Below are 25223 nucleotides of genomic sequence, written 5' to 3'. Positions count from 1 at the left end.
CCCAACGCTTTGGGTGGCGTCTCGTCAGAGACGCAGACCAAAGGGGCGGGAGAGCACCTAGCGGTCGTCGCCGCCGGGGCCGATATCGTCCAGATAATCCTCGTCAATCGCGGCCTGAACAGCGCCGGTTACCGCCTCGCGCTGCTTTGGTGTCAGGTCTTCGGCGTTCTTGTCATCTGCCAGCCGCACAGTGACCTCGCGGTGGGCAAAACGGATACCTTCCCGCGCAAACAATTCGCGTATTTCCTGATAGACCTTCTTGCGCACCAGCCACTGATCGCCCGGTTTGGTCATGAACTTGACCCGGATGATCATCGCGGAATCCTGCATCTCGATCACGCCCTGCGATTTCAGCGGTTGGATAAAGTTCTCGCCGATCACCGGATCGCTCAGCAATTGCTGGCCCAGCTTCTTGATCAGTTTGCGCACCTTTTCCACATCGGTGTCATATGTCACTCGCAGGGGCAGCTTCATGATCACCCAATCGCGGGAATAGTTGGTCAGAACCTTGATCTCACCAAAGGGAATGGTGTTCAGCGCGCCCAGATGGTGGCGCAACTGGAACGACCGGACCGAGATCTTTTCGACCGTCCCTTTCACATCCCCAATGTCGATATACTCGCCCTTGCGGAACGCATCATCCAGCAGGAAGAACGCGCCCGAGAATATGTCGCGGACCAGTGTTTGCGAGCCGAACCCAACGGCCAGACCAACCACACCAGCACCGGCGAACAGCGGGCTGACATTGATGCCCAGTTCCATCAGCACGATCAGCACAATCGTGACCACGACAACGGCCAGAATCGCCCCCCGGAACAGCGGTAACAGAGTCGCCAACCGACTTTGACCGCCTTCGCCACCTTCATCGCCCAGTTCGGCCTCGGTCCCGTCATCGGATTCTTCGGCGATTTTACTGTCGATCCAGATGCGGAAGAAGTTGAACAGGATGTAGCCGATGAACAGGATCACCATGACATCCAACGCGCGCCCGACGGGCAGGTCCTCGCTCCAACTGGCCTCGGGGTTCCAGATCACGACCAGCGCGTACATACCGACCACAAAGGCCAGAATACCGGCGACACGGCGGGCAAGGTCTTCGTAGGTCAGGATCGTGTGCTTTCGTTGCGTGGCCTCTGGCGTGTCCGAAACGAGTTCGCCCTCCAGAGGTTCGTCCGCCGTGGCATTCTTTTCTTCGATCTGGCGGTTACGGTTGAAATAGCGTTCCAGCAGATAGTTCATCGCACCATAGGCCACGACGACGGACATGAAGATCGCGTAGCTGCTGGCCACAATCGGGACCGAGTTTTCATTCTCCAGCACCAGATCCACTGCCAGCTTGAACCAGCTGAATACCATGTAAATGATCAGCACCGGGGCCCAGGCGAATGAGATGAACCGCAAGATCCACGACACCTGACCGGGCGCGCGCCCACCCCGGATCGCATTGGAAATGGCACCTGCATTGAACAGGATCATCAGGATATTGCCCAAGGCCCCCACCATGGTCAGGCCACCATAGACCATGGCATAGACATTGTAGTTCAGCCCGAAATCCGCCACCCAGGTCGAGAACATAACGACCGAGATGTCATAGGTGGCCAGTGCCGACGCCCAGATATACAGCCGCTTCGCGTTGCGGTCGGAAAAGGGCGGCAGGCGATATTGGCTCAGATACGGCGACAGCACCATCCGCCACAGGTCGGACACCGTGCGTGACAGGAAAAAGGCCGTGAAGATGGCCGTTACCGTGAATTGGATCGAGATATCCTCGGCCTCGCCAAAAAACAGATACCCGACGATCAGGGCCATCAGCATCGCAAATATGGTTCCGCCGATTCCCATCAGGAAGCGGAACACAAGGAACGGCATTTTTTCGCGATAGCCTTGGGGGTTTTCTTTGCTTCGGGCCACGACCCAGCGTTTGGCAAAGCGTTTGCCGTATATTTCCGTCGACAGCCATCGGCCTAACAACAGGAACAGGACGTTCCAAACCAGAACCTCGACATAGGTCTGAATGCGCCCATCGGGGCTGGTTTGGCGCAGGACGTACTGAACCTCGAATACCGAATAGGGCAAGGCTTCCAGGCGCGAGGCGACCGACTCGCGGAACTTCGAAAACCGCTCTTGCGCCCGCATCAGTTGCGATCCGTCGGCCATTGGGTTTTCCGCCGAGTCCTCGGACGCAGCCCCTCCGCCGGAGGTCGAGGTCACAACCTGCCCCGCACTGTCGATCACGATGACGCTGGCACCAGCCTCGCTGGCGGCGCGGATCGCGGCGGCCAGATCGCCTTCGCTGGCTGTCTCGGTCTCTTCGGTTGATCCTGTCGGATAACCGGGGATCAGAGAGGTTTGCGCAGAAACTCCAGCGGGCAAGACCAGAAGAACAGTCAGCAACGCCAGGATCAATCCAGCCAGAAAGTTAGGTTTCATAGGGTCTTGCATCCTAAACTCAAGATGCCGCTCAGAATACAGAACCCTTACGCTCTGTTCAAACCATCACGGCCATCGAACTCAATATCGTGCCGGGGCGTGGTCCTGGCGCAATGGGTCACTGCGGGTATTTTCAACTTCGCAAAAATTGAATATGACCTGTATTGCGCCCAGGCGCTGCCCAACTGGCCGTTTTCTCGACCATTCCGCTAACAATGCCAAACCCCGGAGAAAAATGCCCGCGATACAACATTCTTCTGTTGCCAATTCGCAATGCCTCGCGCATTTGCGATTGGGCCTTTCCGCCTTTGGCAAGCAAGGCTTAACAATATAAGATAACTGGTGCGAACGCGCGGATCCTGCACCAAGACCAGAAAAACAGGCACCAATATGAGCCTCGGCACAAACACTCTCAAATCCGGTCGCGCGCCGCGCATCCTGTTTTACAGCCATGATACCTTTGGTTTGGGTCATCTGCGACGCTCGCGCGCATTGGCGGCGGCGGCAACGCAGGCAGACCCAACCGCATCGGCGCTGATCCTGACCGGCTCGCCCGTGGCCGGGCGGTTCACTTTTCCCCGCCGCGTCGACCATGTGCGCCTGCCCGGCGTGACCAAGCGCGCCGACGGATCTTATGCCGCGCGCACTATCGGCATGGGAATCGATGAAGTGACCGAGCTGCGCGCGGGTCTGATCCAGACAGCCGTGCAGCAATTCGATCCGGACATGCTGATCGTCGATAAGGAACCCACCGGGTTTCGCGGCGAATTGTTGCCGACGCTGGAGTATCTGGAAAACAAGTGCGGCACCAAGCTGGTCCTTGGTCTGCGCGATGTGCTGGACGAGCCCGAGGTGCTGGCCGCCGAATGGGACCGGAAAGACGCCGTTACCGCGACCGAGCGGTTTTATGACGAGATCTGGGTTTATGGCCTGCGCTCGATCTACGACCCGACCGCTGGGTTGCCTCTGAACCCCGCAACACAGTCCCGCATTCATTGGACCGGCTATCTGCGGCGTGACCTTGGCCCAGTTGGCGAGCCGCCTGAACAGCCCTATATCCTGATCACCCCCGGTGGGGGCGGCGATGGCAAGGCCATGGTCAATCTGGTTCTGTCCGCTTACGAACAAGACCCCAATCTGTCGCCCCGCGCCGTTCTGGTCTATGGGCCATTCCTGTCCGGCGAACTGCGCGACGATTTTGAAGCCCGCGTGGCGGCGCTGAATGGCCGGGTGACGGCTGTGGGCTTCGAATCCCAGATCGAAACCCTGTTTGCCGGTGCTGCCGGTGTGGTCTGCATGGGGGGCTACAACACCTTTTGCGAGGTTCTGTCCTTCGATAAACGCGCCGTCATCGTTCCGCGTACTACACCGCGTCTGGAACAGTGGATCCGCGCCTCGCAGGCCGAGGGGTTGGGTCTTGTCCGAATGCTGGACGAAACCCGCGACGGCCTGACGCCTGATGCAATGATTCAGGCCATTCGTGCACTGCCGCAACAGCCGTTGCCGTCTGAGACGATCCAGGCTGGCCTGCTTGACGGTCTGGATTACGTGACCGACCGGATCGAAACCCTGCTGACCGGCGAACAGGAACGGGCCACCGGATGAGTGCAAATACGCCGAAGCTGGCGGTGCTGGTCAAAGGCTGGCCGCGCCTGTCCGAGACGTTCATCGCGCAGGAACTGGTCGCCCTTCAGGACGCGGGCCACACGTTTGACATCTGGTCACTGCGCCACCCGACGGACACCAAACGCCATCCGCTGCATGACCGCTTTACCGGTCGCGTGCACTACCTGCCCGAATATCTGTATCAGGAACCCCAGCGGGTCTGGTCCGCACGCGCGATTGCACAAAGCCTTCCGGGCTATGCCGAGGCATACCGGGTATGGCGGCAAGACCTGCGTCGTGATCCCACCCACAACCGCATCCGCCGCTTTGGGCAGGCCTGCGTTCTGGCTGCGGAACTGCCCGGCGACACACGGGCGCTTTATGCGCATTTCATGCACACTCCGTCATCGGTCGCGCGCTACGCGTCCATCATGCGCGGCGTTCCATGGAGCTTTTCTGCCCACGCCAAGGATATCTGGACCTCGCCGGACTGGGAGAAACGCGAAAAGCTGCAGGCAGCGACCCATGGCGCAGCCTTCGGGGCCACCTGCACCGACATCGGGGCGCAACACCTGCGCGGTTTGGCGGATACCCCGGATCGGGTCGATCTGATTTACCACGGGCTGGACCTCGGCCGCTTTCCATCCCCGCCCGAGCGCGCGTTGCGCGATGCGAATGGGCCGTTTCACATGATCTCGGTCGGGCGGCTGGTCGAGAAAAAGGGCTTTGACCGTCTGATCGCGGCCTTCGCCCTGCTGCCCAAGACACTGGACTGGCATTGGACACATATCGGCGGCGGTGGTATGGGGCAGGCGCTGCAGGAACAGGCAAAGGCTGCGGGTGTTGCGCACCGCATCACCTGGAAAGGCGCATGTGATCAGCCCGAGGTGATTGCGGCGATGCGGGATGCGGACCTGTTCGTGCTGCCCAGCCGAATTGCCGATGACGGAGACCGGGACGGGTTGCCGAATGTCCTGATGGAAGCGGCCTCGCAAAAACTGCCGATTCTTTCGACGCCCGTTTCCGCGATTCCCGAGTTTATCGAAACCGGAACGCATGGCGTTCTGTCACAGGACGACCCGGCGGCTTTGGCCGAGGCGATGGCCCAGATGGCGGCGCAGCCAGCGACAACTGCCCAGATGGCCCAAGCCGCTTATGATCGTTTGCTTGCCGAGTTTCGGATGGACCCGGGCATCGCTCGATTGTCGGAACGGCTGAGCGCTTTGTGCACGGATGCCGCCTGATGGCGCGCGTCGCGTTCTATGCGCCGATGAAGTCCCCCGACAGCCCAAAACCTTCGGGCGACCGGGAAATGGCCCGCAACCTGATGCAGGCCATTTCGGCGCAAGGGGACCGGGTCGATCTGATCTCGGACCTGCGCATCTATGACAAAACCGGAGACGCGGCACATCAGCAATCGCTGCGTTTGGCGGCTGAGGACGAGGCGCAGCGGTTGATTTCCCGGTTGCCGTCGGACGTCGATCTTTGGGTGACCTATCACAACTACTACAAGGCCCCCGATCTGTTGGGCCCTGCCGTATCAAAGGCGCGCGGCATTCCTTATGTTCAGTTGGAAAGCACCCGCGCCTCCAGCCGCCTGACCGGCCCCTGGTCGGGCTTCGCCCGGGCGGCGCACGCGGCCTGCGATGCGGCGCAGGTGATTTTCTATCACACGGCAAATGACCTGATCACCCTGCAGCGCGACCGCTGCAACAATCAGGCTTTGGTTGAGTTGCCACCCTTTTTGCCGATCTCCGACCTGCCGCCAAGCGGCACCGCGGACGGCCCGATGCTGAGCGTCGGGATGATGCGCCACGGGGACAAGCTGGCCTCGTACACCATTCTCGCCGAAGCCTTGGCGCATCTGACCGGCGAATGGCACCTCAACATCGCAGGGGACGGCCCCGCCCGCCCCGAGGTCGAGACCCTGATGGCACCCTTTGCGGATCGCGTCACCTTCTTGGGTCAACTGGATCGGGACGCTCTGCAAACCGCCTACCAAGCCGCCAGCCTGTTCGTCTGGCCCGGCGTGAATGAGGCCTATGGGATGGTCTACCTCGAAGCGCAGGCAGCCGGCCTGCCCGTTGTGGCGCAGGATCGGCCGGGGGTTCGGGATGTTCTCTGTCCGTCGGATTACCCATCCGTGGACGCCGGGGTACCGGGATTTGCCATGAATCTTCAGGCGCTGCTGGATGACCCCGCCAGACGCCGAACCCTTGGTGCCGACGCGCGGGCGCATGTGGCGGCGCATCACCTGATGCCGCGCGCGACCGAAATATTCTGGTCAACGGTGCGCCCGTTGGTGGAGGCATCGGCATGACCAGACTGGCCCTCTTGCGACACGGACACACAAGCTGGAACCGCGCCGGGCAGATACAAGGGCGCAGCGATATTTCCCTTGATGATGACGCGCGGGCTGAATTGGCGGGCTACGATCTTCCGTCGGGCTGGCAGCAGGCTGACATCTGGTCCAGCCCATTGACCCGCGCCCACGAGACGGCGCAGTTGGTATCGGGTCGCATTCCGCATACATCTCCGGCCCTGACCGAGATGAACTGGGGCGAATGGGAGGGGCTGCGCGGCGTCGATCTGATTGAAGACCCCAAAAGCGGCTATCGCCATATCGAAGACTGGGGCTGGGACTACCGCCCGCCCAATGGCGAAAGCCCCGCCGAGGTCTGGCGTCGCTTACAACCATGGCTGTCTGGGTTGCAGCGGGACACGGTCGCGGTCTGCCATATCGGCATCATGCGGGTGATCCTCGCCCGCGCCTGGGGTTGGAATTTTGAAGGCCCCGCGCCTTTCAAGATCAAACGCAATCGGCTTTATGTCGTTGAGATGCCTGACCTGACCGCCGAACCTGACCCTGTGCGCCTGATCCCTCGCGGAGCCACGCAATGAGAGTGATGATCGTCGTCACCCATCTGCTGGGCACAGGTCATCTGAGCCGCGCGCTGACATTGGGCCGCGCCTTTGTGGACGATGGGCAGCAGGTGCTGGTTGTGTCGGGCGGTATGCCCGCGCCGCAATTGAACACGGACGGCATGACCCTGCTTGGCCTGCCGCCGTTGCGCTCGGACGGGACAAATTTCACGCGCCTTCTGACAGAGACCGGCGAGGTCGCCGATGCAGGGTATCTGACTGCGCGGAGCACCGCTTTGGTTCAGGCGATACACAGCTTTCAGCCCCAGGTTCTGATCACCGAGCTTTTCCCCTTTGGCCGCCGTGTGCTGGCCGCCGAGTTTGAAGCGGGTCTGGAAGCCGCACACGCACTGGAATCGCGGCCCATCATTCTTTGTTCGATCCGGGACATTCTGGCACCGCCCTCGAAACCCGCGAAGGCCGAACGCGCCGATGAGATTGTGCAACGTTATTATGACGGTGTGCTGGTGCATTCTGATGAAAACATCACCCCGCTTTCGGTCAGTTGGCCGGTGTCGGAACGCCTTGCCGAACGGCTGCATTATACGGGGTTTGTCGCACCAGAGGCACCAAGCCTGCATCCAGACGCCGTGGGACGGGACGAAGTTTTGGTCAGCGCAGGCGGCGGATCTGTCGGCCAGCCGATCTTTCGCGCGGCCATCGAGGCCGCCCGAAAGATGTCCAACAGGCGCTGGCGCCTGTTGGTGGGCGGGCGGGACGCAAAGGACCGCATTGCCGAGTTGTCCGGGTACGTTGATGGGGCACCGGTGACACTGGAACCCGTGCGCCCGGATTTCAGGCAGATGCTGCCCCATGCCGCGGCCTCAGTCAGCATGTGCGGCTACAACACCGCTTTGGATATCCTGCAATGCGGAACGCCTGCGGTGTTTGTGCCCTTTGACGACGGCAAGGAAGTCGAACAGGGGCTGCGCGGTCAGAGTCTGTCGGGTTTGCCCGCGATCGAGCTGCTGCACAGTCAGGACCTGACCGGGTCTGTGTTGGCCCAGCGGGTTGAACGCGTGATTTCCGACGGGCGGCGAAAGCCCGAACGCGCAGGGTTTGACGGCGCACAGCGCAGCGTCGAGATCGCCAAACACTTGTGGGAGCAACGGCCATGAACCCCGACTGGAGCCCATTGGACGCCGAACTGGCCCTGTGGCGCGAGGGCGACCTGTCCCTGCCCCTGTGGTGGCGGGACGATGATGCGACGACGCTTACACCGCAATTGGACAGGCTAACCGAACTCTCCGAGCGGTTGGGCTTGCCTGTCCATCTGGCTGTGATCCCCCGTGATGCGGATGCAAAACTTGCGGGATATGTCGACCAGCATCCGGTTTTGATCCCCGTTGTCCATGGATGGGCGCATCAGAATCACGCACCCGAAGGTGAAAAGAAGTCCGAGTTTAGGGCGCATCGACCACTGGATGCGGTTATCGCCGATGCAAAAGCGGGGCTTACCCGTATGACAGAGATGTTCGGTGATCGGCTGCGACCGATGTTTGTCCCACCTTGGAACAGGATCGGCGATGAAGCCGTCGCGCAACTGCCCGCGCTGGGCTTTCGCATCCTGTCCACGGCAACGCCGCGCAAGGCCGCGATGGCCGCCCCGGGGCTGGAGCAGATCAACACCCATCTCGATCCCATTGACTGGCGTGGAACACGCGGGCTGGTTGCTCCGGATGTTTTGATCTTGCAGGTCGTGGACTTTCTCAAGGATCGCCGCAATGGACGGGCAGAGAATGCTGAACCGTTCGGAGTGCTGACCCACCACCTTGTCCACGACCCGAACATCTGGGCCTTCACCGAGGCCCTGCTGACGAAACTACTGGACGGCCCCGCACAGGCGTGGACCGCCCCCAAGACCTGAAGAACGGAGTTCCCCTGATGAGCCGATTGGATTCCATGCTGCGTCGCCTGACTGCCCAGCGCGACGGGCTGAACTGGGCCGCATCCCGGATCGCGGATAAGGACGGCGATGTGCTGGACATGGGCCTGGGCAACGGGCGCACCTATGACCACCTGCGAGAGATCCTGCCCAACCGGCGCATCTGGGTGATGGACCGGGTGTTGCAATGCCACCCCGACAGCACCCCGCCCGAACAGGATTTCCTGCAAGGCGAGGCCGAGCCGATGCTGGAAAGGCTGGCCCGTGAAGGCCACAAGATGGCCATGGCGCATTATGATTTCGGACGTGGGATCAAGGAAGAGGACGTGGCCGAAGCTGCCCGCCTCAGCCCGTTGATCGCGCAGGTGATGCAGCCCGGAGGGTTGCTGATCTCGGGCCAGCCATTGGTGGGCTTCGATCAGATCAAAGGGCCCGAAACCATCGCACCGGACCGGTACTTGTTTTACCTTGCCTGATCAGGCCACGCGCTGCCCACGCGACCAGACCGCCTTCAAGGCCGGAACATCGCCCCGCATCTGAAACCGGATCAGGTCGGCACGCGCGCCGCTGCGCAGCTCTCCCCGGTCGTGCAACCCTGCGGCTTGCGCCGGGGCCAGAGTGACGGTCCTGAGACCGCGTGCCATGTCGCCCCACATCTCACCCAGACGCACTGCTGACAGCAACAGGGCCGACGGCACATAATCCGACGACATGATGTCCAGATGACCCAGCCGGGCCAGTTCCTCGGCCGCCACATTCCCGGAATGAGAGCCGCCACGTATGATGTTCGGCGCCCCCATCATCACCTTGATGTTGTGGTCATGACAGGCGCGCGCGGCCTCGACCGTTGTCGGGAATTCGGCCAGACAAATGCCGTGGCCTGCAGAAACCTTCACCTGATCTTCGGTCGTGTCATCATGGCTGGCGATCACCGCCCCGAACCGTTGCGCGGCCTTCACGGTTTCGACCTCGTGTGTGTCACCGTGTTGGTCGCGCAGGCCCTTCAACTGCGCCACGTGCTGCAAAAACGTATCGTCTTCCATCGCGTATTTGCCCTTCATATAGGCCTCGAACTTTGACAGATCGCGAAACTGCCGCTGGCCCGGCGTATGGTCCATGATCGACACCAGCCCAACCCGGTCCTCGGGGCCGAACTCATTCAGTTCTTCGACCAGCGTTTCCGAGCACACCTCGGCCCGCAGATGCAGGAAATGGCTGATCTTCAGCGCATCCTGTTCCCGCAGGTCCCAAAGCTCCTGCGACAGGCCACGGGCGTATTTCCCGTATCGCGCGGCCCCAGACGGGATCGAGCCCACGCGCATGGCATCGAAGACAGTGGTGATCCCGGTGCTGGCCAACTCGGCATCGTGGGCAAGGATCGCGGCGGCATGCGGCCAGTCCACTCGGGGGCGCGGCTGGATATGGCGTTCCAGATTGTCCGTGTGCAACTCCACCAATCCGGGGCAGACATAGTCGCCGCCGCAATCGATCGCCCCCGTCGGAACCGAGGTGCCTGTGTCCATCTCCGCAATGGTGCCACCGACGATCCGAACGCTGCCGGTCACGGTCTCTTCGGGCAACACAAGCGTGGCATTGGCAAGGATCATTTCTTCTGTCATCTGAACTTCACGCAGTTTGAGATATTGAACGGCCACGTAGCTAGGAGGCCAATGTGACATTCACGCGATACGCGATCTATTTTGCCCCGCCCGTTGACGCGGAATGGACGAGATTTGCCACCCGTTGGCTGGGCTGGGACATGGAGGCCGGAACGCAGGTTACGCACCCGGTTGTCGACGGCATCGACGTGGCCACCGTCACCGAGGTTCCGCGCAAATACGGGCTGCACGCAACGATGAAGCCCCCCTTTCGCTTGCGCGACGGCCAAACCGTGGACGCGCTGCACGATGCCTGCGCCGCGCTGGCCGCGCGTCACGCGCCGGTCACGCTGGACGGGCTCGAGATCGCGCGTCTGGGCCGGTTTCTGGCCTTGCGCCCCGTTGGGAACACCGATGCCCTGAACGCTCTGGCCGCTGGCTGCGTGCAGGATCTGGATACGTTTCGCGCGCCCGCGTCCGAGGCGGAACTGGCCCGCCGCCGGGCGGCAAAGCTGACCCCGGAACAGGACGCCAATCTTGTTCAGTGGGGCTATCCCTATGTGCTGGACGCGTTCCGATTTCACATCACGCTCAGCGGGCGATTGGACAAAACCACGCTGACAGACGTCGAAAGCGCACTGGCCGATCATCTGGCCCCGCTGCTGCCGTCGCCCTTTCAGATCAACGATCTGGCCCTGATGGGCGAGGCTCAGGACGGTCGCTTTCACCTGATCCATCGCTACGCCCTTTCCGACTGAAGCTGCGCAAGGATTTCGCTGACCGTGTCATCCAAAGCACCCGAGTTGTCGATCTCGATCACCCGGTTCAGCCCGTCCGGCAGGGGCGTTTTGGCCCGGCCCAGACGCTTGGCCTGATCCGCCGCGCTTTCGCGCCCCCGCGCGGCCAGCCGTTGTGCAAGCACCTCGGCATCAGCGATCAGAGAGATCACGATCAGATCGCCAAACACCTTCTGCGCCTGCACCAGCACAGCGCGCGAGAAATTGACCAGCACCGCCTGACAACTCTGTCGCTGTTCGGCGATCCCGGCTGGTACGCCATACAGCAGCCCATGCGCCAGCCAATGCATGGCAAAGGCACCGTCCAGCACCATCTGCTTGAACACCTCGACCGAGACACGGTCGAACTCCTCGCCCTCTTCCCCTTCGGGCCGGGTGATCACCCGCCGCAATCGCTGAATACCCGGCGCGCGCGCCTCCAGCGCCACCATGACGCTGTCCTTGCCAACGCCTGATGGACCCACAACCGCTATGACCGGGGCGAGTGTCATGCCGCCTGTCCGGGCGTGAATGTGGACACATCCACCGCGCGGTCGCAGACCCGATCACGCGCATCAACGTCGTGGAATATCCCAACTATCGCCGCGCCACGCGCCTTGGCCTCATCGATCAGCGACAGAACGGTTTCCCGGTTCTGTGCATCCAGACTGGCGGTCGGTTCGTCCAACAACATCGCCGGATACTCATGCGCGAAGCCGCGCGCGATATTCACACGTTGTTGTTCGCCCCCGGAAAAGGTCGTCGGGCTCAGGGACCATAGCCGTTCCGGTATGTTCAGCCGCGCCAACAATCCCGCCGCCTTGTCCAACGCCATCTGCCGATCGCAACCAACCGCCAGTAAGGGCTCGGCCACTACCTCCAGCGTCGGCACCCTTGGCACAACCCGCAGAAACTGGCTGACATAGCCAAGCGTGTCTCGCCGCAGAGCCAGAATCTCGCGCGGTTCGGCCTGCGCAACATCCAACCCAGCAACCAGAACCGAACCGGACGCGGCCAGATAGTTGCCATAGATCACCCGCATCAAGGTGGACTTCCCAGCACCGGACGCCCCGGTCAGGGCAACACATTCGCCCGGCGCCACCTTCAGCGAAGCCCCTTCCATCACCGGAATGACCGCGCTGCCCTGGTTGTGCAGGGTAAAGCTCTTGCTGACGTCCTTCAGCTCAATCATCACTTCATCTTTTCCCAAATACTCAAACCTGCAGGACGCTGGACACAAGCAACTGCGTATAGGCATGTTGCGGATCGTCCAGCACCTGATCGGTCAACCCGGCCTCGACCACATGCCCGTCCTTCATCACTATCAATCGATCCGCCAGCAGGCGCACCACGGCCAGATCATGGGTGACGATGATCGCGCTCAGGCCCATCTCGCGGACCAACCCGCGCAGCAGGTCCAGCAGACGCGCCTGAACCGAGACGTCCAGCCCCCCGGTCGGCTCATCCATGAACACCAGCCGTGGCCCCGTCACCAGATTGCGCGCAATCTGCAACCGCTGCTGCATGCCGCCGGAAAACGCGGTCGGGCGGTCATCGACCCGAGATGCAGCGATCTCGACCCTGCCCAGCCAGTCAATCGCCTTGTCCCGGATATCGCCATAGTGCCGGTCGCCTACGGCCATCAGCCGTTCACCAATGTTGCCCCCGGCACTGACCGACATGCGCAACCCGTCGCGCGCGTGCTGGTGCACAAAGGCCCAATCAGTGCGACCCAGCATCCGGCGCGCGGGTTCCGACATGGTGACTGTGTCCACCGGTCCATCTGCACGGGTGTCAAAGATCACCTGCCCCGTATCCGGCACCAGATGCCCGGCCAGACAGTTCAGCAGCGTGGATTTCCCCGACCCGCTCTCGCCAACAATCCCCATCACCTCGCCGGGGTAGAGATCGAAGCTGACATCTGCACAGCCGATCCGCGTGCCATAGCGTTTCTCGATGCCCTTGACGCTCAACAATGGCACGTTTTGCCCCATCATTCCGCGCCCCAATCCGGAGCAACCGTCTGAGGCTGATAGCTGCCAAACGACCACTCATGCCCTTCTGAATCGCGCGCCCGATAACGGCGCGTTCCGAATTCAGTATCCTCGGGCGGGTAAACAATTTCGGCGCCAGCCGCCTTTGCGGTTTCGAAATGGGCGTCCACATCCTCGACGACCAGATAAACGCCGGGGCTCTGCACCTGCACGGCATCGTCGACCGTGCCCATCATGATGATGCCGTTGCCATATCGCATCTCGCCATGCATCAGCCGACCGTCCTCGCCATCAAAGGCCTGAACAACCTCCAACCCAAACGCACGCTGCAAAAACTCAACCGCAGCCTTTGCATCGACATAGCTGAAATAGGGAACAATCGAAGGCCTTCCTGTCATCTCATCTCTCCTTGCAATTCTGGCTGTGTTTCGCCCAATCGGCCCAAACGGCCCGCCGCGCGGCGCGAGTGGCAGTAATCGGTATCCGAGCATACGAACATCCGGTTGCCCGCATCATCAATGATAACCTCATCCAGATAGCTGTCTTCGGCCCCGCACAGATCGCAGGCGTGATCGGCCTTGGTGGCCTCAAACGGATAATCCTCGAAATCGAGGCTGACGACCTTGGTGTGCGGCGGCACTGCGTAAATCCGCTGCTCCCGCCCGGCCCCGAACAATTGGATCGCGTCCATTTCCAGCTTGGGGTTGTCGAATTTCGGGATCGGCGACGGGTCCATCACATAGCGGTCGGACACTTTCACCGGATAAGCGTATGAGGTCGAAATCGCCCCGTGCTGGCTGATGTCTTCATACAGTTTCACATGCATCAGCCCGTATTCTTCAAGGCTGTGCATCTTCCGCGTTTCGGTCTCTCGCGGCTCCAGAAAGCGCAAGGGTTCCGGGATCGGCACCTGATAGACCAGTATTTGATCCTCGGTCAGCTTGGCCTCGGGGATGCGGTGGCGGGTCTGGATGACCGTCGCCTTTTCCGTCTCTTCCGTGGTTTCAACACCTGCCGTGTTCTCAAAGAACTTTCGGATCGAGACGGCATTGGTGGTGTCATCCGCCCCCTGATCAATCACTTTGAACGTATCATCCGGCGTCAGCGTCGCGGCCGAGACCTGCACCCCGCCCGTGCCCCAGCCATAGGGCATCGGCATCTCGCGGCTGGCAAAGGGCACCTGATAGCCCGGAACGGCCAAACCCTTGAGAATGGCACGGCGGATCATCCGCTTGGTCTGCTCGTCCAGATAGGCGAAATTATACTCGCTCATAGGAACCCTCTTTCAGTTAGAGCGATCTCCAGCGCCTGCGGTGTCGTGAAATGGATACCATCCATTCCGACCGCCCGAGCGCCTTCGACATTGTGCAATCCGTCATCAATAAAAACGCAGCCCTCGGGCGCAATTCCCGCCCGTTCACACAGCAGATGGAATATCCGCGCGTCCGGCTTCATCATCCCTTCTTCGCCAGACACAACCAGAGTTCCGAACACCTCACCCAGACGTGGGTGTACTTTTAACCCCTCGGGCCAGGTTTCAGCGGACCAGTTGGTGATGGCATGCACCGGTGTTCCCTGCGCCTTGAGCCTGTCCAGCACGTCCCAGGTCCCGTGGATCGCATTTTCAACCGTTCGGGCGTAAAGATCGACATATCCGGCGAACAACTCCCGGTCCTGCGGGTCCTCCAGCTCCTGCGCCAGATCAGCAAAGCACTCGCCATTGTCCCCGCGCGCGTTTTTTTCCCGAAAACCTGTCCGCTCAATAAACGCATGGGCGGCGTCCTCGGAACCCAATGCCTCGACCCAGGCCAGATGCGGCTGCCAGTCGATCAGCACACCACCAATGTCAAAAACAACCGCCTTCATTCCGCAGCCTCCCTGGGCGTAATGCGTTCTTCCGCCTCGCGGCGCAGTTTGCGCACCAGTTCCAGTTCGGACTGAAAATCCACGTAATGCGGCAACTTGATGTGTTCGAGGAACCCTGTGGCCTGAATGTTATCCGCATGGCTCAGAACAAATTCTTCATCCTGCGCGGGGGCACCCAGATTTTCCTCTCCCAACTCCTCCCACCGCAGCGCCCGGTCGACCAGAGCCATCGAGATCGATTTGCGTTCAGATTGACCAAAGACCAGCCCATAACCGCGCGTGAATTGCGGCGGTTCGGTTTTTGAGCCTTTGAACTGGTTTACCGTCTCGCATTCGGTCAGTTCGACCTCGCCAATGTCGATGGCAAAACCCAGTTCCGGGATGTCCATCTCAACCGTGACCTTGCCGATCCGCAACTCGCCGACAAAGGCGTGGTTGCGGGCATAGCCGCGCTGGGTCGAGTAGGCCATGCCCAGCACAAACCCTTCATCCCCGCGCGTCAGAGATTGCAGGCGCAGCGGGCGGTTCGAGGGAAACTCCATCGGTTCACGTGTCAGATCGCCCGGGGTTTCATCGCTAAGGGGTTCGTCTTGGATGATATCCTCGCCTTTGAGGAATTCGGTGATATGCGGCGTTGGTTCGGTACGCGCTGATCCTTCAGGGGTGGCAGGCACCTCGCCATCTGCGGCCAGTTTGAAATCCAACAACCGGTGGGTGTAATCAAAAGTCGGGCCCAGAACTTGCCCGCCCGGTGCGTCCTTGAAGGTGGCCGAGATGCGACGGTCGCAAGCCATCTGCCCTGTCTCGACAGGGTTCGAGTAGCCAAAGCGTGGCAGGGTGGTGCGATAGGCGCGGATCAGAAAGATCGCCTCGATCAGATCCCCGCGCGCCTGTTTGATCGCCAAAGCGGCGAGATCAGGATCGTACAGGGACCCTTCGGCCATGACCCGATTGACCGCAAGGCTCAGCTGTTCCCGGATCTGGCCGAGGCTGAGCTCCGCCACATCTGTCGCGCCGCGCCGTTCCTCGGCAAGCCAGCTATGGGCGTTCTCAATGGCTTTTTCGCCCCCTTTGACAGCGACATACATGACCTAGCCCTCCGCCCTGATCTGCGTACTGCGTGGCACGGCAGCGACCTGTTCTCCGCAGGTCAGAAAGAAATCGCACCCCAACGGGTAGAGTTTCGAATTCGCCTGAAACGCAGCGATGTCGGGCACAGCCAGATGCGCCACATCCTTGATGCCGGGACCGGACAAAACAGCACCCACCTGTTCCAGCGCCTCGCATTCGACAATCAGAGTGGCCGAGCGATCCGGGTATTCCGGCGTTCCGATGCGATAGACGTCAAGCGGGGCCAACGCATCCCAGGTTCCAACCGCAAAGTCGGCCTCGGGCGCGGGTACCAGCGGAGCGCCGGTGTGAAAGGTCAGCCAGTTGCGGACAGCGTCGGTGTCAACAGCCCCGGCCAGATTCAGCTTGGTTTCCGGGTCACACAGCGTCAAAAGCAATGTTCCGGCGGCCGCGGACAGCGGGCTGGGCGGCACAACACCGGTCAGCGGGCGGATTTCGCCGGGGCGCGCCATTACTGTCATCGCAGCGCGGAACGCATGAGCGGCCTGGATCGGTGCGTTGTCGAAGCCACCCGAGAATTGCGTTTGCGCCGACATCAATCTTCCCCCCGGACCATCGTGAAGAACTCGACCTTGGTTGCGGCTGCTTTGGCCGCGCGCGTGGCCTTGACCGCCTGCATCTGCTGTTTCAGCGGATCAAGGAGTTCGGACCGCAGGGTTGACGCCGCCGCCGTCTGCATCATCGCATCGATCACCGCCGCCGCCTCGACCTTGGGTTTCGAGCGTCCCTGAACGTAGCCATGCCCAACCGTGCCATCCTTCAGAACAACCGAGCAACGCGTAACCGTCATTTCACCCAGGTTGAACGGCGCACCGGTTCCACCCGCGCGTCCGCGCACCATCACGCCGCCGGTTTCGGGCCGACGCAACCACTCAAAAGGGGGACGGTCCGCAAGATCCTTCCAAAGCGTCAACATTGCATCTTCCGGAGCGCGCGCCAAAAGGCCCATCCACTCTTGCCGGGCAGCCGTCGCGATTTCTGTTTGATGTGTCATCAAAGCCTCTTGGCTGGGTTGTCTATCTATACTATACAACTAGACAAATATTAGCGTGCGTGCGTGCGCCGTGCAATCAGAACTCTGTGAATATTTGGTGACATGAGCAAAACGCCGATCTGGAAAAGCATCGCCCTCAGCCTGACGTCGGATATCGCCGAAGGGCGGTATCAAACGGGTGATCGCCTGCCGACCGAGGCGCAGTTGGCGGCAACTCATGGGGTCAACCGCCACACGGTCCGGCGTGCCCTGTCGGATATGGCCGATCAGGGGCTGGTCCACGCACGGCGCGGAGCGGGCGTGTTTGTGGCGGCGAGGCCCACGGATTATCCCATTGGCAAGCGGGTGCGTTACCACAAGAATATCTCAGCCGGCGGCAAGATCCCCGGCAAGAAAATCCTAGCGCTGACCACCCGTGCGGCGGATGAGGCAGAAGCCGAGGCTTTACAGCTTGAACAAGGTGCCTCGGTGCACGTCTATGACGGGTTGTCTTTGGCGGACGGGCAACCCATCGGCCTGTTTCAAAGTGTGTTTCCGGCCGAGCGGTTTCCCGATCTGCTCAAGGCCCTCTCGGACACGCAATCCGTTACCAAAGCCCTGCAAACCTGTGGCATTTCCGATTACACCCGAATTTCGACCCGGCTGACAGCGCGGGCGGCGACCGCAACACAGGCGCTTCATTTGCATATGGCAGAAGGGGCTCCCGTGCTGTTTTCAATCGGCATAAACGCCGACCCGGACGGCAATCCTGTGGAATATGGCCGAACCGTTTTCGCCGGCGAGCGTGTGACATTGACCCTGAATGAGGATTGAACCCAAGGGGCTCCCGCCCGTCTTCGCCCTCCTGCCGGAGGCCTCATCCTGTTGGGCGTAGCGCCGCGCGCAGCGCGGCGCCGGGCCCAAGGTCGCCAAGGGGGATCGGCGCAGCCGATGCACCAGCGGGCGCGGGAGAGTTTGCCTTTTCCTATTCGTACTTCTCCAGGAAGGCTTCGGCACTCAGGGTGCGGAAGTCCGGAAGGGCCGCCCGCAAACGGGCATTGTCCCAATCCCACCATGACAGGGCCAACATCCGGTCGGACACCGTGTCAGAGAACGGACGGCGTATCTGGGCCGCTGTGACGCCACCAACGATGGTGTAAGGCGCGACATCCTTGGTCACAACGGCACCAGAGGCGACGACTGCCCCATGCCCGATGGAAACCTCGGGCTTGATGATCGCCGCATGACCGATCCAGGTGTCGTGGCCGATCCGCGCCGTCCGGCTGGCACGATGGGCAAACCATTCGGCATCGTCCTCTTCACCGTCCCAATAATCTGCCGACCGGTACAGGAAATGGTGCAGCGAGGCTTTCTCTATCGGGTGATCCGTTGCCCCGATCCGGGTGAAGCTGGCGATATTGGCGAATTTGCCGATCTCGGCATTGGCAATGTCACAGGTCTGGTCGCAATAGGAATAGTCACCCCTGACCGTATTGGCGAGGCGGCTACCCGCGCCGATTTCGACATATTCCCCGAACCGGCTGTTACTGATCTGGCAATCGGGATGGATGAACGGCTGATCCGCGCGCAGTCGTGGCATTGTCTCGTCCGTTGTTAGATCAGGGCAGCAGGAAGGGTTTGCGCTTGGGATCGCGCGGTTTGCGTGCCTTTCCAATCTCCCCCTGTATCAGGCGACGCCGCAACCAGCCCGAGAACCAGTCCATCAGCATCACCATCAGGATGATCAGGACGATGTAATAGGCGACCTCTTCCCAGTCTTTCTGCGTGATGATCGCTTGCGTCAGCAAAAGGCCGATACCGCCGCCCGTGATCGCACCGATCACGGTGGCGCTTCGGGTGTTGGATTCGAGGAAATACAGAAGCTGGCTCAACAAAACAGGTGTGATCTGCGGGATGACCCCAAAGCGATAGCGCTGCGGCGCGTTTGCACCGGTCGATTGCACGCCCTCAATCTGTTTCTGGTCCACATTCTCCAACGCTTCCGAGAATATCTTGCCGAAGGTACCGGTATCCGTCACCAGCATGGCCAAAGCGCCGGTCAACGGGCCGGGCCCAAAGGCGCGGGCCAGAACAACCGTCCAGATCAGGGCATCCACGCCACGCACAAAGTCAAAGATACGTCGCGTGACGAACCGAACGGATTTCAACGGGTTGAAGTTGCGCGTCGCCAGAAAGGCCAGTGGCAGGGCCACGATGGCCGCGCCGAACGTGCCCAGAAACGCCATCAGGATCGTTTCGAATATGGCCCAGGCCACGTCCTGGTGCCGCCACATCTTGTTGGTCCAGAAATCATTGAAGATCGCCCCGGCTTCGCCGGATGCAGCGCGCCCGGCGAGATCGGAGAATGACTGGCCGTAATAGGGGCTGTCCAAAGTGAACCAGAACAGCTCCCACCCGGTGAAATACCGGAACACCTCGGCCCGGTTGCGGGTTACGGTCAGGCGACCGGCATCCGTGGTGATCGCCATCCGGTTCTTTGAAACATTGATCCATTCGGGCACATCGCCCGCTGGCAGTTCGGCCTGCACCCCGGCAGATCGGGTCGGTGTGGCGCGCACGGTGCCGTAGCCGGGAATGTCATATTCGATGGTCTCCGGACCAAAACGCACCACATGTCCGTCTTCCAGATCGATGACCGTCGTTTCGCCTAGCGTTACCCAATCCGGCGCCTCGCCTTCTGGGTAGGCGCCTTTGCGTTCGCCTTCGATGGCGGCTGAGACCTCACCCGTGCGATTGTCCCGCTCGATATGGGTTTTGTAGCTGTAGCTGTCGGCGACCAGAGTTTTGCCGTTTTCCAGGTTCGCCCGCCCTGCCAAACCCGGCACGTCGAAGGCGAAGAACACGTAGACAAGATAGACCAGCACCAAAGCCGGAAGGCCGAAATTCACCAGACGTTTTCGGCTGAACAGACGGTCCGCTTCGGCCTTCAGTTCAACAACGGTCAGATCGGTTGCGAAGGTGCTCATGCCGAAGCTCCTTTTTCCGACCCATGGGTCAGGCGGTCGCGCAGCACACCCGAGATCTGGTCCACGACGACAATAGTGACAAAGAGAAGAAGGAAGATGGCGGCGGCCTCGTCATAGCGCCCCTGCCCCCAGGACATCGAGTTGCGCAGCTCATAGCCCAGACCGCCAGCCCCGACGAAACCGAGGATGGCCGAGGCGCGGATGTTGATCTCGAACCGCAGCAAGGCATAGCTGACATAGTTCGGCCCGACCTGCGGGATCACACCCAGATACATCCGTTGTGACCAGTTCGCACCGACCGAATGCAACCCCTCGACCGGTTTCAGCGAGGCGTTCTCATTCACTTCCGAGAACAGCTTGCCCAAGGCCCCTGCCGTATGAATGGCAATCGCGATCATCGCCGGAACCGGACCACCGCCCAGAACAAAGATCAGCACCAGCGCGATCACGATCTCCGGTATCGCCCGGCAAATGTCGGCAATGCGGCGGAACAGCGGGATCAGCGAAGGCCAAAGCGCCATGCCCCGCGTCGACATCAAGGCCAGAAACGTCCCCGCGATAGTCCCGATCAGGGTCGATGCTGCGGCGATGTTGATTGTCTCGATCAAGGCCGGGAAGAACGTGACCAGATTCTCGGGCATCGCGCCGATCTTCTCCCACGCCTCGGCCAGAACCTCGGACGGGTAGTCGAAGATGCGGTGCCAACCATCGATAAAGCTGCCCGCGTTGCGGCTGTCTGCTGTACGAAAGCCCGCGACCATCAGCGCCACAAACAGGATCAGAAGGATACCACCATAGACCCGCTTGCGCCGTGTCATCTCGGAATAGTCGGCCCGGATCTGGGCGACGCTGGGGGGCCCTGCGGTCAGGTCTGTCATGGAATGCTCCTGAGTGGAAAAACGGGGCCCGGCAGGTACCGGACCCCGATCTTGGAGGATGCAGGCTTAGTTCGACTTCAGCTTGCGCGCTTCGATGATGATTTCGTAAGCGTCATGGGTGATCGGTTCGAACGCTTTGGCCTCACCAGCGGCAACGCCGTAGAAGCATTCACGGTCCTTTTCGGCCAGACCCGCCATCAGCGCGGTCATCTTTTCCTTCACATCCGCAGGCAGCGCGGTGCGCAGTACAACCGGGCCTTCCGGGATCGGCTTGGACTGCCAGATCATGACCATGTCGTTCATGTCGATCAGACCCGCATCAACCGCACGACGCAGGGCACCGGAGTTGAAACCGTCTTCCCAGTCACCCAGTCCATCGGCCCAGGTCACGCCGCCATCAACGTCGCCGTTATTGACAGCAACGATGGTCTGTTCGTGACCGCCAGTGAACTTGACTTCACCAAAATAGTCGCCCGACTCCATGGTCGAACCGGTGGCCTGTGGGATTTCGATGGACGGGATCAGATAGCCCGAGGTCGAGTTCGGATCGCCGAAGCCAAAGGTCTTGTCCTTCATGTCTTCCAGCGAGGTGATGCCGCTGTCCTTGCGGGCAAAACCGATCGAGTAATAGCCGTAGCCGCCATCGGTGTTGACCTTGACCAGAACCGGCTCGACCGCTTCGGGGTCGCTCAGATAGGTTTTTGCGTAACCCGATGCGCCCAGCCACGCCATGTCGATTGTGCCGCCCAGCAGGCCTTGAATCACGCCATCATAGTCGGCAGGCGCGAACAGCTTGGTTTCAACGCCCAATGTTTCTTCGGTGTATTCACGCAGGCATTCGTTGTTGTTCAGGCGGTCCTGAGCGTTCTCACCGCCCAGAATGCCAATGCGGAACTCGCTGATGTCGTCAGCCAGGACCGGCGCGGCCAAGGCGGTGGTTGCAGCAAGGGCAGCAATCAGTTTTTTCATCTGTCTCTCTCCAGGTTTTTGTGCCGGCCTTTCATCGGCCGGTCGATGAAAGGGGTTGGGTGGCTCAGATGGTGGCTTCTGCTTCCATCAGGGCCTTCTGGGTGGCGTCCAGAGTGTCGATCTCGGTCGAGGTCGCCTCTTCCGAGAAGCTGGCATCAGCGCCATAGATTTCGCGGGCGACGCCGGTGGTCAGTTGCTCGGGCAGGCCGTCGAACACGATGCGACCGTCACGCATTCCGACGACGCGGTCGCAGTAGCGGCGCGCCGTGTCCAGCGTGTGCAGGTTGGCGATGACGGTGCGGCCATCTTCCTCGTGGATACGACGCAGCGCCTGCATCACCACCTGCGCATTCATCGGGTCGAGTGAGGCAATCGGCTCATCCGCGAGAATGATCCTAGGGTCCTGCATCAGGGCGCGGGCAATGGCCACGCGCTGCTGTTGTCCACCCGAAAGCGCCTCAGCCCGTTTGGGCGCGTGTTCGGCAATGCCCAGACGGTCCAGAATATCGATGGCGCGGTGAATTTCGGCCATCGGGTACAGGTTGAACATCGTCGCCAGCGTCGAGTGGCGGTTCAACGTGCCGTGCAACACGTTGGAAACCACATCCATGCGGGGCACAAGATTGAACTGCTGGAAGATCATCGCGCAATCCGCCTGCCATGCCCGTTTCTCTCGCCCCTTCAACTGGGTCACGTCGCGGCCTTCGAACAGAATCCGACCTTCCGTCGAATCCGTCAGACGGTTGATCATCCGCAACAGCGTCGATTTGCCCGCACCCGAACGTCCGATGATGCCGATCATGCACGGCTTGTCCACATCCAGCGTCGCCGCGTCCACGACTGTATTCCCGCCAAAGCGTTTGGTCAGTTTCTCGATCCGCAGCACGTGCCACCCCCAATTCGTGTTGGCGGTCAGCTACAGATGCCAGTAAACGGATATGTGTCACTGCGGTGAAAGTTTTGTAACGCCGCACGTCCCACTAGGGCTACCCATCGGGGCAAGGCGCGGGTATACGCGACCGCGACTCTTTTGCTGACACGAGGCCGCCATGAGCTTTGACCGCACCATCAAGATCGCCCCGTCGATCCTGTCCGCCGACTTCGCCAATTTCGGGGCCGAGATTCAGGCCATCGAAGCCCAAGGCGCAGACTGGGTACATGTCGACGTGATGGACGGCCATTTCGTGCCGAACCTCACCTTCGGCCCCCCGGCGGTGAAGGCGTTCCGCCCACATGTGAAAACCGTGATGGACGTGCATCTGATGATCACGCCGGTTGACCCCTACATTCAAGCCTACGCAGATGCGGGCGCCGACATCCTGACCGCCCATGTCGAGGCCGGCCCGCACACCCACCGCACCCTGCAGGCCATCCGCGCCGCAGGTATGAAGGCTGGCGTCGCCCTGAACCCCGGCACCCCGGCCGAGGCGGTCGAGCATCTTCTGGACCTGACCGATCTGGTCTGCGTCATGACCGTGAACCCCGGTTTCGGTGGCCAGAAGTTCATCGACATGACCGCCAAGGTCCGCAAACTGCGCCAGATGATCGGCGACCGCCCCGTGCATATCGAGATCGACGGTGGCGTCGATCCCAAAACCGCACCACTGGTTGCGGCAGCGGGTGCGGATGTGCTGGTGGCCGGATCGGCTGTGTTCAAGGGTGGATCAGTGGATCAGCCGGAGGTTTATGGTGAGAACATCCGGGCCGTTCGCGCGGCGGCTGAGGGTGGGTTGTCCTAATTCAGCAGCTTATGGCGGCGGCTGACTGGGTCTGTGCCGAATGGCTCCCGGGTCACAAAGTCAGTCGCTATGTAGCCATTCTTGCGCCGCTGACACGGCGTTTGCGGGCCCGGCCACGGGAAGCGGAAACGCTTCTCGGGTATTTTTGTTTGGCGAAGACGATAAGCTCTGACACTCGTGTGCAGTGGTGTGGGAAAGACGAAAAAGCACGGGCCAACCAGCCAAAGAAACTCCCATTGTATTTTCTTCCCTGTGCCACATACGCGCGAACGTTGACACGGTCAGCAATCTCGGAGCCTACAGCCATTTTCATCATCGACCTCACAGCAACCCGAGTGTTGCCATCAATCATGCGCAATCCCATTCTGTCGCCTGATAGTTTGGTTGCGCGTTCGTAGGGGAAAAGCAAAATATTGAAGATCAATAGCTTCTCCACACTGTTAATGAAGAATTGCAACCAGCCAAACCGGAAATGTTTAGCTGCCAATGCGCCCACAAATCGCCCCACAATAAATCGCAGTTCGTCCTTAGTGTTTTCGTTCCTCAGAAGCTCGGAATTCAGAAGCAATATCTTGGTGTTGAGAAGCGACAGGATTGATGCATTGTAAGATCCATCCTCATGAACATATGCCTCGACCGTTCGGTTGTAACCAAAAAGCTCCTTCGCTTCTTTGATCGCATCGTTGGCTTCAGGGAAAGACGCCGCTGAAACCTGGACAAAATTGTTCATCCAATGCGCGACAGCCAACCTAAGGCTAAACCACAGCGAGAAAAGGATGATCGGAACCAGCAAAAGAATGGTTCCAAAAGTTGCGACTGTTAGCAGCGCCGTTACGAAACCAAACGGAATCAAAACAAACAAGGTTATGTAAAAGCGTGGAGTCTCAGTAGGATGTCTTAGTTCCTGCATTTCATTTTTTGACAAAGGCATGGGAAATCCCCCACAAAAATCGTGAAAAGTAATAGATTATGAAATTACATCTATTTTGTAAGACGAAATCAACTGTTCAGTCTTTCTACGGAATCGCGGAACCCGGTCGTATTATTGAGTACTATGCGCTAACGCCAAATGTTCGGCGATGACTTTCGCAGCGAAGGGCTCGCCACAAAAAAGGCCGCCCCTTAGGGAGCGGCCTTCTCAATCTCAACGACGAGCCGGGCTGAAGCCTGGCCTACCGATTACTCGATGATCTTCGACACACTACATTTGGTGTGTCTCAGGATCATTGCGTTCAAACAAAAAGGGCGTCCCGAGGGACGCCCTTTCCGTTTGATCATTCGCACGTGCGAATTATTCAATAATTTTGGAAACAACACCCGCACCAACGGTGCGGCCACCTTCGCGGATCGCGAAGCGCAGGCCGTTTTCCATCGCGATCGGTGCGATCAGCTCAACGCCGAACGACACGTTGTCGCCGGGCATGACCATCTCGGTGCCTTCGGCCAGGGTCACGGTGCCGGTCACGTCAG

At 60.5% G+C, this 25223-nt stretch carries 28 protein-coding genes; 10 read left to right on the top strand and 18 right to left on the bottom strand.

The features are described 5' to 3' along the window. Nucleotides 1-57: 57 nt before the first annotated feature. Nucleotides 58-2430, bottom strand: a complete 2373-nt coding sequence (locus ACR0C9_RS15655) for a mechanosensitive ion channel domain-containing protein (RefSeq protein ID WP_170454505.1) — start codon at nt 2428-2430, stop codon at nt 58-60. A gap of 390 nt (nt 2431-2820) precedes the next feature. Between ACR0C9_RS15655 and ACR0C9_RS15650 the strand changes: the two genes are divergently transcribed. Genes ACR0C9_RS15650 through ACR0C9_RS15620 form a run of 7 tightly spaced genes read left to right on the top strand, consistent with a single transcriptional unit; the run spans nt 2821 to nt 9318 of the window. Further along, a complete protein-coding gene (locus ACR0C9_RS15650) occupies nt 2821-4035 on the top strand; it encodes a glycosyltransferase (protein WP_170454508.1) in 1215 nt (404 codons plus the stop codon). Then, entirely contained in the window at nt 4032-5279 is a 1248-nt protein-coding gene (locus ACR0C9_RS15645) for a glycosyltransferase (protein WP_480580012.1), read from the top strand. The genes ACR0C9_RS15650 and ACR0C9_RS15645 overlap by 4 nt, the downstream gene beginning before the upstream one ends. Then, nucleotides 5279-6355, top strand: coding sequence for a glycosyltransferase family 4 protein (locus tag ACR0C9_RS15640; protein ID WP_480781433.1), 1077 nt, complete (start codon nt 5279-5281; stop codon nt 6353-6355). Before ACR0C9_RS15645 ends, ACR0C9_RS15640 begins: the two co-directional genes overlap by 1 nt. After that, nucleotides 6352-6936, top strand: coding sequence for a histidine phosphatase family protein (locus ACR0C9_RS15635; protein ID WP_480781432.1), 585 nt, complete (start codon nt 6352-6354; stop codon nt 6934-6936). Before ACR0C9_RS15640 ends, ACR0C9_RS15635 begins: the two co-directional genes overlap by 4 nt. Next, nucleotides 6933-8075 (top strand): glycosyltransferase family protein, encoded by a 1143-nt coding sequence (locus tag ACR0C9_RS15630; RefSeq protein ID WP_480781431.1) that lies wholly within the window; start codon nt 6933-6935, stop codon nt 8073-8075. The genes ACR0C9_RS15635 and ACR0C9_RS15630 overlap by 4 nt, the downstream gene beginning before the upstream one ends. Continuing rightward, complete coding sequence (locus ACR0C9_RS15625) at nt 8072-8824, top strand: polysaccharide deacetylase family protein (protein ID WP_170623878.1); 753 nt, start codon at nt 8072-8074, stop codon at nt 8822-8824. The genes ACR0C9_RS15630 and ACR0C9_RS15625 overlap by 4 nt, the downstream gene beginning before the upstream one ends. A gap of 17 nt (nt 8825-8841) precedes the next feature. Next, a complete protein-coding gene (locus tag ACR0C9_RS15620; protein WP_170623880.1) occupies nt 8842-9318 on the top strand; it encodes a class I SAM-dependent methyltransferase in 477 nt (158 codons plus the stop codon). Here the strand turns inward: ACR0C9_RS15620 and ACR0C9_RS15615 are convergent, their stop codons facing one another. Then, nucleotides 9319-10461 carry an alpha-D-ribose 1-methylphosphonate 5-triphosphate diphosphatase gene (locus tag ACR0C9_RS15615; protein WP_480781430.1) on the bottom strand — a complete coding sequence of 381 codons (1143 nt, stop codon included), beginning with the start codon at nt 10459-10461 and terminating at the stop codon, nt 9319-9321. Between the two features lie 53 nt (nt 10462-10514). Here ACR0C9_RS15615 and ACR0C9_RS15610 point away from each other — a divergent pair, with 53 nt between their 5' ends. Beyond that, nucleotides 10515-11198 carry a DUF1045 domain-containing protein gene (locus tag ACR0C9_RS15610; protein WP_170454525.1) on the top strand — a complete coding sequence of 228 codons (684 nt, stop codon included), beginning with the start codon at nt 10515-10517 and terminating at the stop codon, nt 11196-11198. Here the strand turns inward: ACR0C9_RS15610 and ACR0C9_RS15605 are convergent. The 9 genes from ACR0C9_RS15605 to phnG are packed head-to-tail and all read right to left on the bottom strand — an operon-like array spanning nt 11180 to nt 17201. Next, complete coding sequence (locus ACR0C9_RS15605; RefSeq protein WP_480781429.1) at nt 11180-11728, bottom strand: phosphonate metabolism protein/1,5-bisphosphokinase (PRPP-forming) PhnN; 549 nt, start codon at nt 11726-11728, stop codon at nt 11180-11182. The genes ACR0C9_RS15610 and ACR0C9_RS15605 overlap by 19 nt on opposite strands. Beyond that, on the bottom strand, nt 11725-12408 hold the full coding sequence (phnL, locus tag ACR0C9_RS15600) for a phosphonate C-P lyase system protein PhnL (protein WP_480579988.1): 684 nt from the start codon (nt 12406-12408) through the stop codon (nt 11725-11727). The genes ACR0C9_RS15605 and phnL overlap by 4 nt, the downstream gene beginning before the upstream one ends. Nucleotides 12409-12430: 22 nt before the next feature. Next, complete coding sequence (gene phnK, locus ACR0C9_RS15595; protein WP_480781543.1) at nt 12431-13210, bottom strand: phosphonate C-P lyase system protein PhnK; 780 nt, start codon at nt 13208-13210, stop codon at nt 12431-12433. Further along, the gene (locus ACR0C9_RS15590) at nt 13210-13608 is read right to left on the bottom strand and encodes a VOC family protein (protein ID WP_480579985.1); all 399 of its coding nucleotides are present in this window, start codon (nt 13606-13608) and stop codon (nt 13210-13212) included. The genes phnK and ACR0C9_RS15590 overlap by 1 nt, the downstream gene beginning before the upstream one ends. Continuing rightward, nucleotides 13605-14483, bottom strand: coding sequence for an alpha-D-ribose 1-methylphosphonate 5-phosphate C-P-lyase PhnJ (locus tag ACR0C9_RS15585; protein ID WP_480579982.1), 879 nt, complete (start codon nt 14481-14483; stop codon nt 13605-13607). Before ACR0C9_RS15585 ends, ACR0C9_RS15590 begins: the two co-directional genes overlap by 4 nt. Then, the gene (locus ACR0C9_RS15580) at nt 14480-15076 is read right to left on the bottom strand and encodes an HAD family hydrolase (RefSeq protein WP_170454538.1); all 597 of its coding nucleotides are present in this window, start codon (nt 15074-15076) and stop codon (nt 14480-14482) included. Before ACR0C9_RS15580 ends, ACR0C9_RS15585 begins: the two co-directional genes overlap by 4 nt. Next, nucleotides 15073-16164, bottom strand: coding sequence for a carbon-phosphorus lyase complex subunit PhnI (locus ACR0C9_RS15575; RefSeq protein WP_170623884.1), 1092 nt, complete (start codon nt 16162-16164; stop codon nt 15073-15075). Before ACR0C9_RS15575 ends, ACR0C9_RS15580 begins: the two co-directional genes overlap by 4 nt. Nucleotides 16165-16167: 3 nt before the next feature. Beyond that, entirely contained in the window at nt 16168-16743 is a 576-nt protein-coding gene (phnH, locus tag ACR0C9_RS15570) for a phosphonate C-P lyase system protein PhnH (protein WP_170454542.1), read from the bottom strand. Further along, a complete protein-coding gene (phnG, locus tag ACR0C9_RS15565; RefSeq protein ID WP_170623886.1) occupies nt 16743-17201 on the bottom strand; it encodes a phosphonate C-P lyase system protein PhnG in 459 nt (152 codons plus the stop codon). The genes phnH and phnG overlap by 1 nt, the downstream gene beginning before the upstream one ends. A gap of 102 nt (nt 17202-17303) precedes the next feature. On the opposite strand from phnG, the gene phnF reads away from it, so the two are divergent. Then, nucleotides 17304-18014 (top strand): phosphonate metabolism transcriptional regulator PhnF, encoded by a 711-nt coding sequence (gene phnF / locus ACR0C9_RS15560; protein ID WP_170623887.1) that lies wholly within the window; start codon nt 17304-17306, stop codon nt 18012-18014. A 151-nt stretch (nt 18015-18165) separates the two neighbouring features. Here the strand turns inward: phnF and ACR0C9_RS15555 are convergent, their stop codons facing one another. The 5 genes from ACR0C9_RS15555 to phnC form a co-directional block, all read right to left on the bottom strand. Further along, nucleotides 18166-18780 (bottom strand): LbetaH domain-containing protein, encoded by a 615-nt coding sequence (locus ACR0C9_RS15555; protein ID WP_480781428.1) that lies wholly within the window; start codon nt 18778-18780, stop codon nt 18166-18168. A 19-nt stretch (nt 18781-18799) separates the two neighbouring features. Further along, the gene (gene phnE / locus ACR0C9_RS15550; RefSeq protein ID WP_480781427.1) at nt 18800-20167 is read right to left on the bottom strand and encodes a phosphonate ABC transporter, permease protein PhnE; all 1368 of its coding nucleotides are present in this window, start codon (nt 20165-20167) and stop codon (nt 18800-18802) included. Further along, entirely contained in the window at nt 20164-21045 is an 882-nt protein-coding gene (gene phnE, locus ACR0C9_RS15545) for a phosphonate ABC transporter, permease protein PhnE (RefSeq protein ID WP_170454553.1), read from the bottom strand. The genes phnE (ACR0C9_RS15550) and phnE (ACR0C9_RS15545) overlap by 4 nt, the downstream gene beginning before the upstream one ends. Before the next feature lie 66 nt (nt 21046-21111). Beyond that, a complete protein-coding gene (phnD, locus tag ACR0C9_RS15540; RefSeq protein WP_170454555.1) occupies nt 21112-22014 on the bottom strand; it encodes a phosphonate ABC transporter substrate-binding protein in 903 nt (300 codons plus the stop codon). 64 nt (nt 22015-22078) lie between these two features. Beyond that, on the bottom strand, nt 22079-22900 hold the full coding sequence (gene phnC / locus ACR0C9_RS15535; protein WP_480781426.1) for a phosphonate ABC transporter ATP-binding protein: 822 nt from the start codon (nt 22898-22900) through the stop codon (nt 22079-22081). A 163-nt stretch (nt 22901-23063) separates the two neighbouring features. Here phnC and rpe point away from each other — a divergent pair, with 163 nt between their 5' ends. Next, a complete protein-coding gene (gene rpe, locus ACR0C9_RS15530; RefSeq protein WP_480781425.1) occupies nt 23064-23753 on the top strand; it encodes a ribulose-phosphate 3-epimerase in 690 nt (229 codons plus the stop codon). Between the two features lie 67 nt (nt 23754-23820). On the opposite strand, the gene ACR0C9_RS15525 is transcribed toward rpe, so the two are convergent. Then, nucleotides 23821-24684 (bottom strand): M48 family metallopeptidase, encoded by an 864-nt coding sequence (locus ACR0C9_RS15525; RefSeq protein WP_480781424.1) that lies wholly within the window; start codon nt 24682-24684, stop codon nt 23821-23823. A gap of 360 nt (nt 24685-25044) precedes the next feature. Next, nucleotides 25045-25223: EF-Tu C-terminal domain-related protein (locus ACR0C9_RS15520; protein ID WP_480781542.1), on the bottom strand; the 179-nt coding region annotated here is incomplete at its 5' end.

It is taken from the genome of Ruegeria sp. C12 (genome assembly GCF_056537745.1).
The sequence above is the reverse complement of the archived record's forward strand: the minus strand, read 5'-3'. Positions and strand labels throughout refer to the sequence as shown.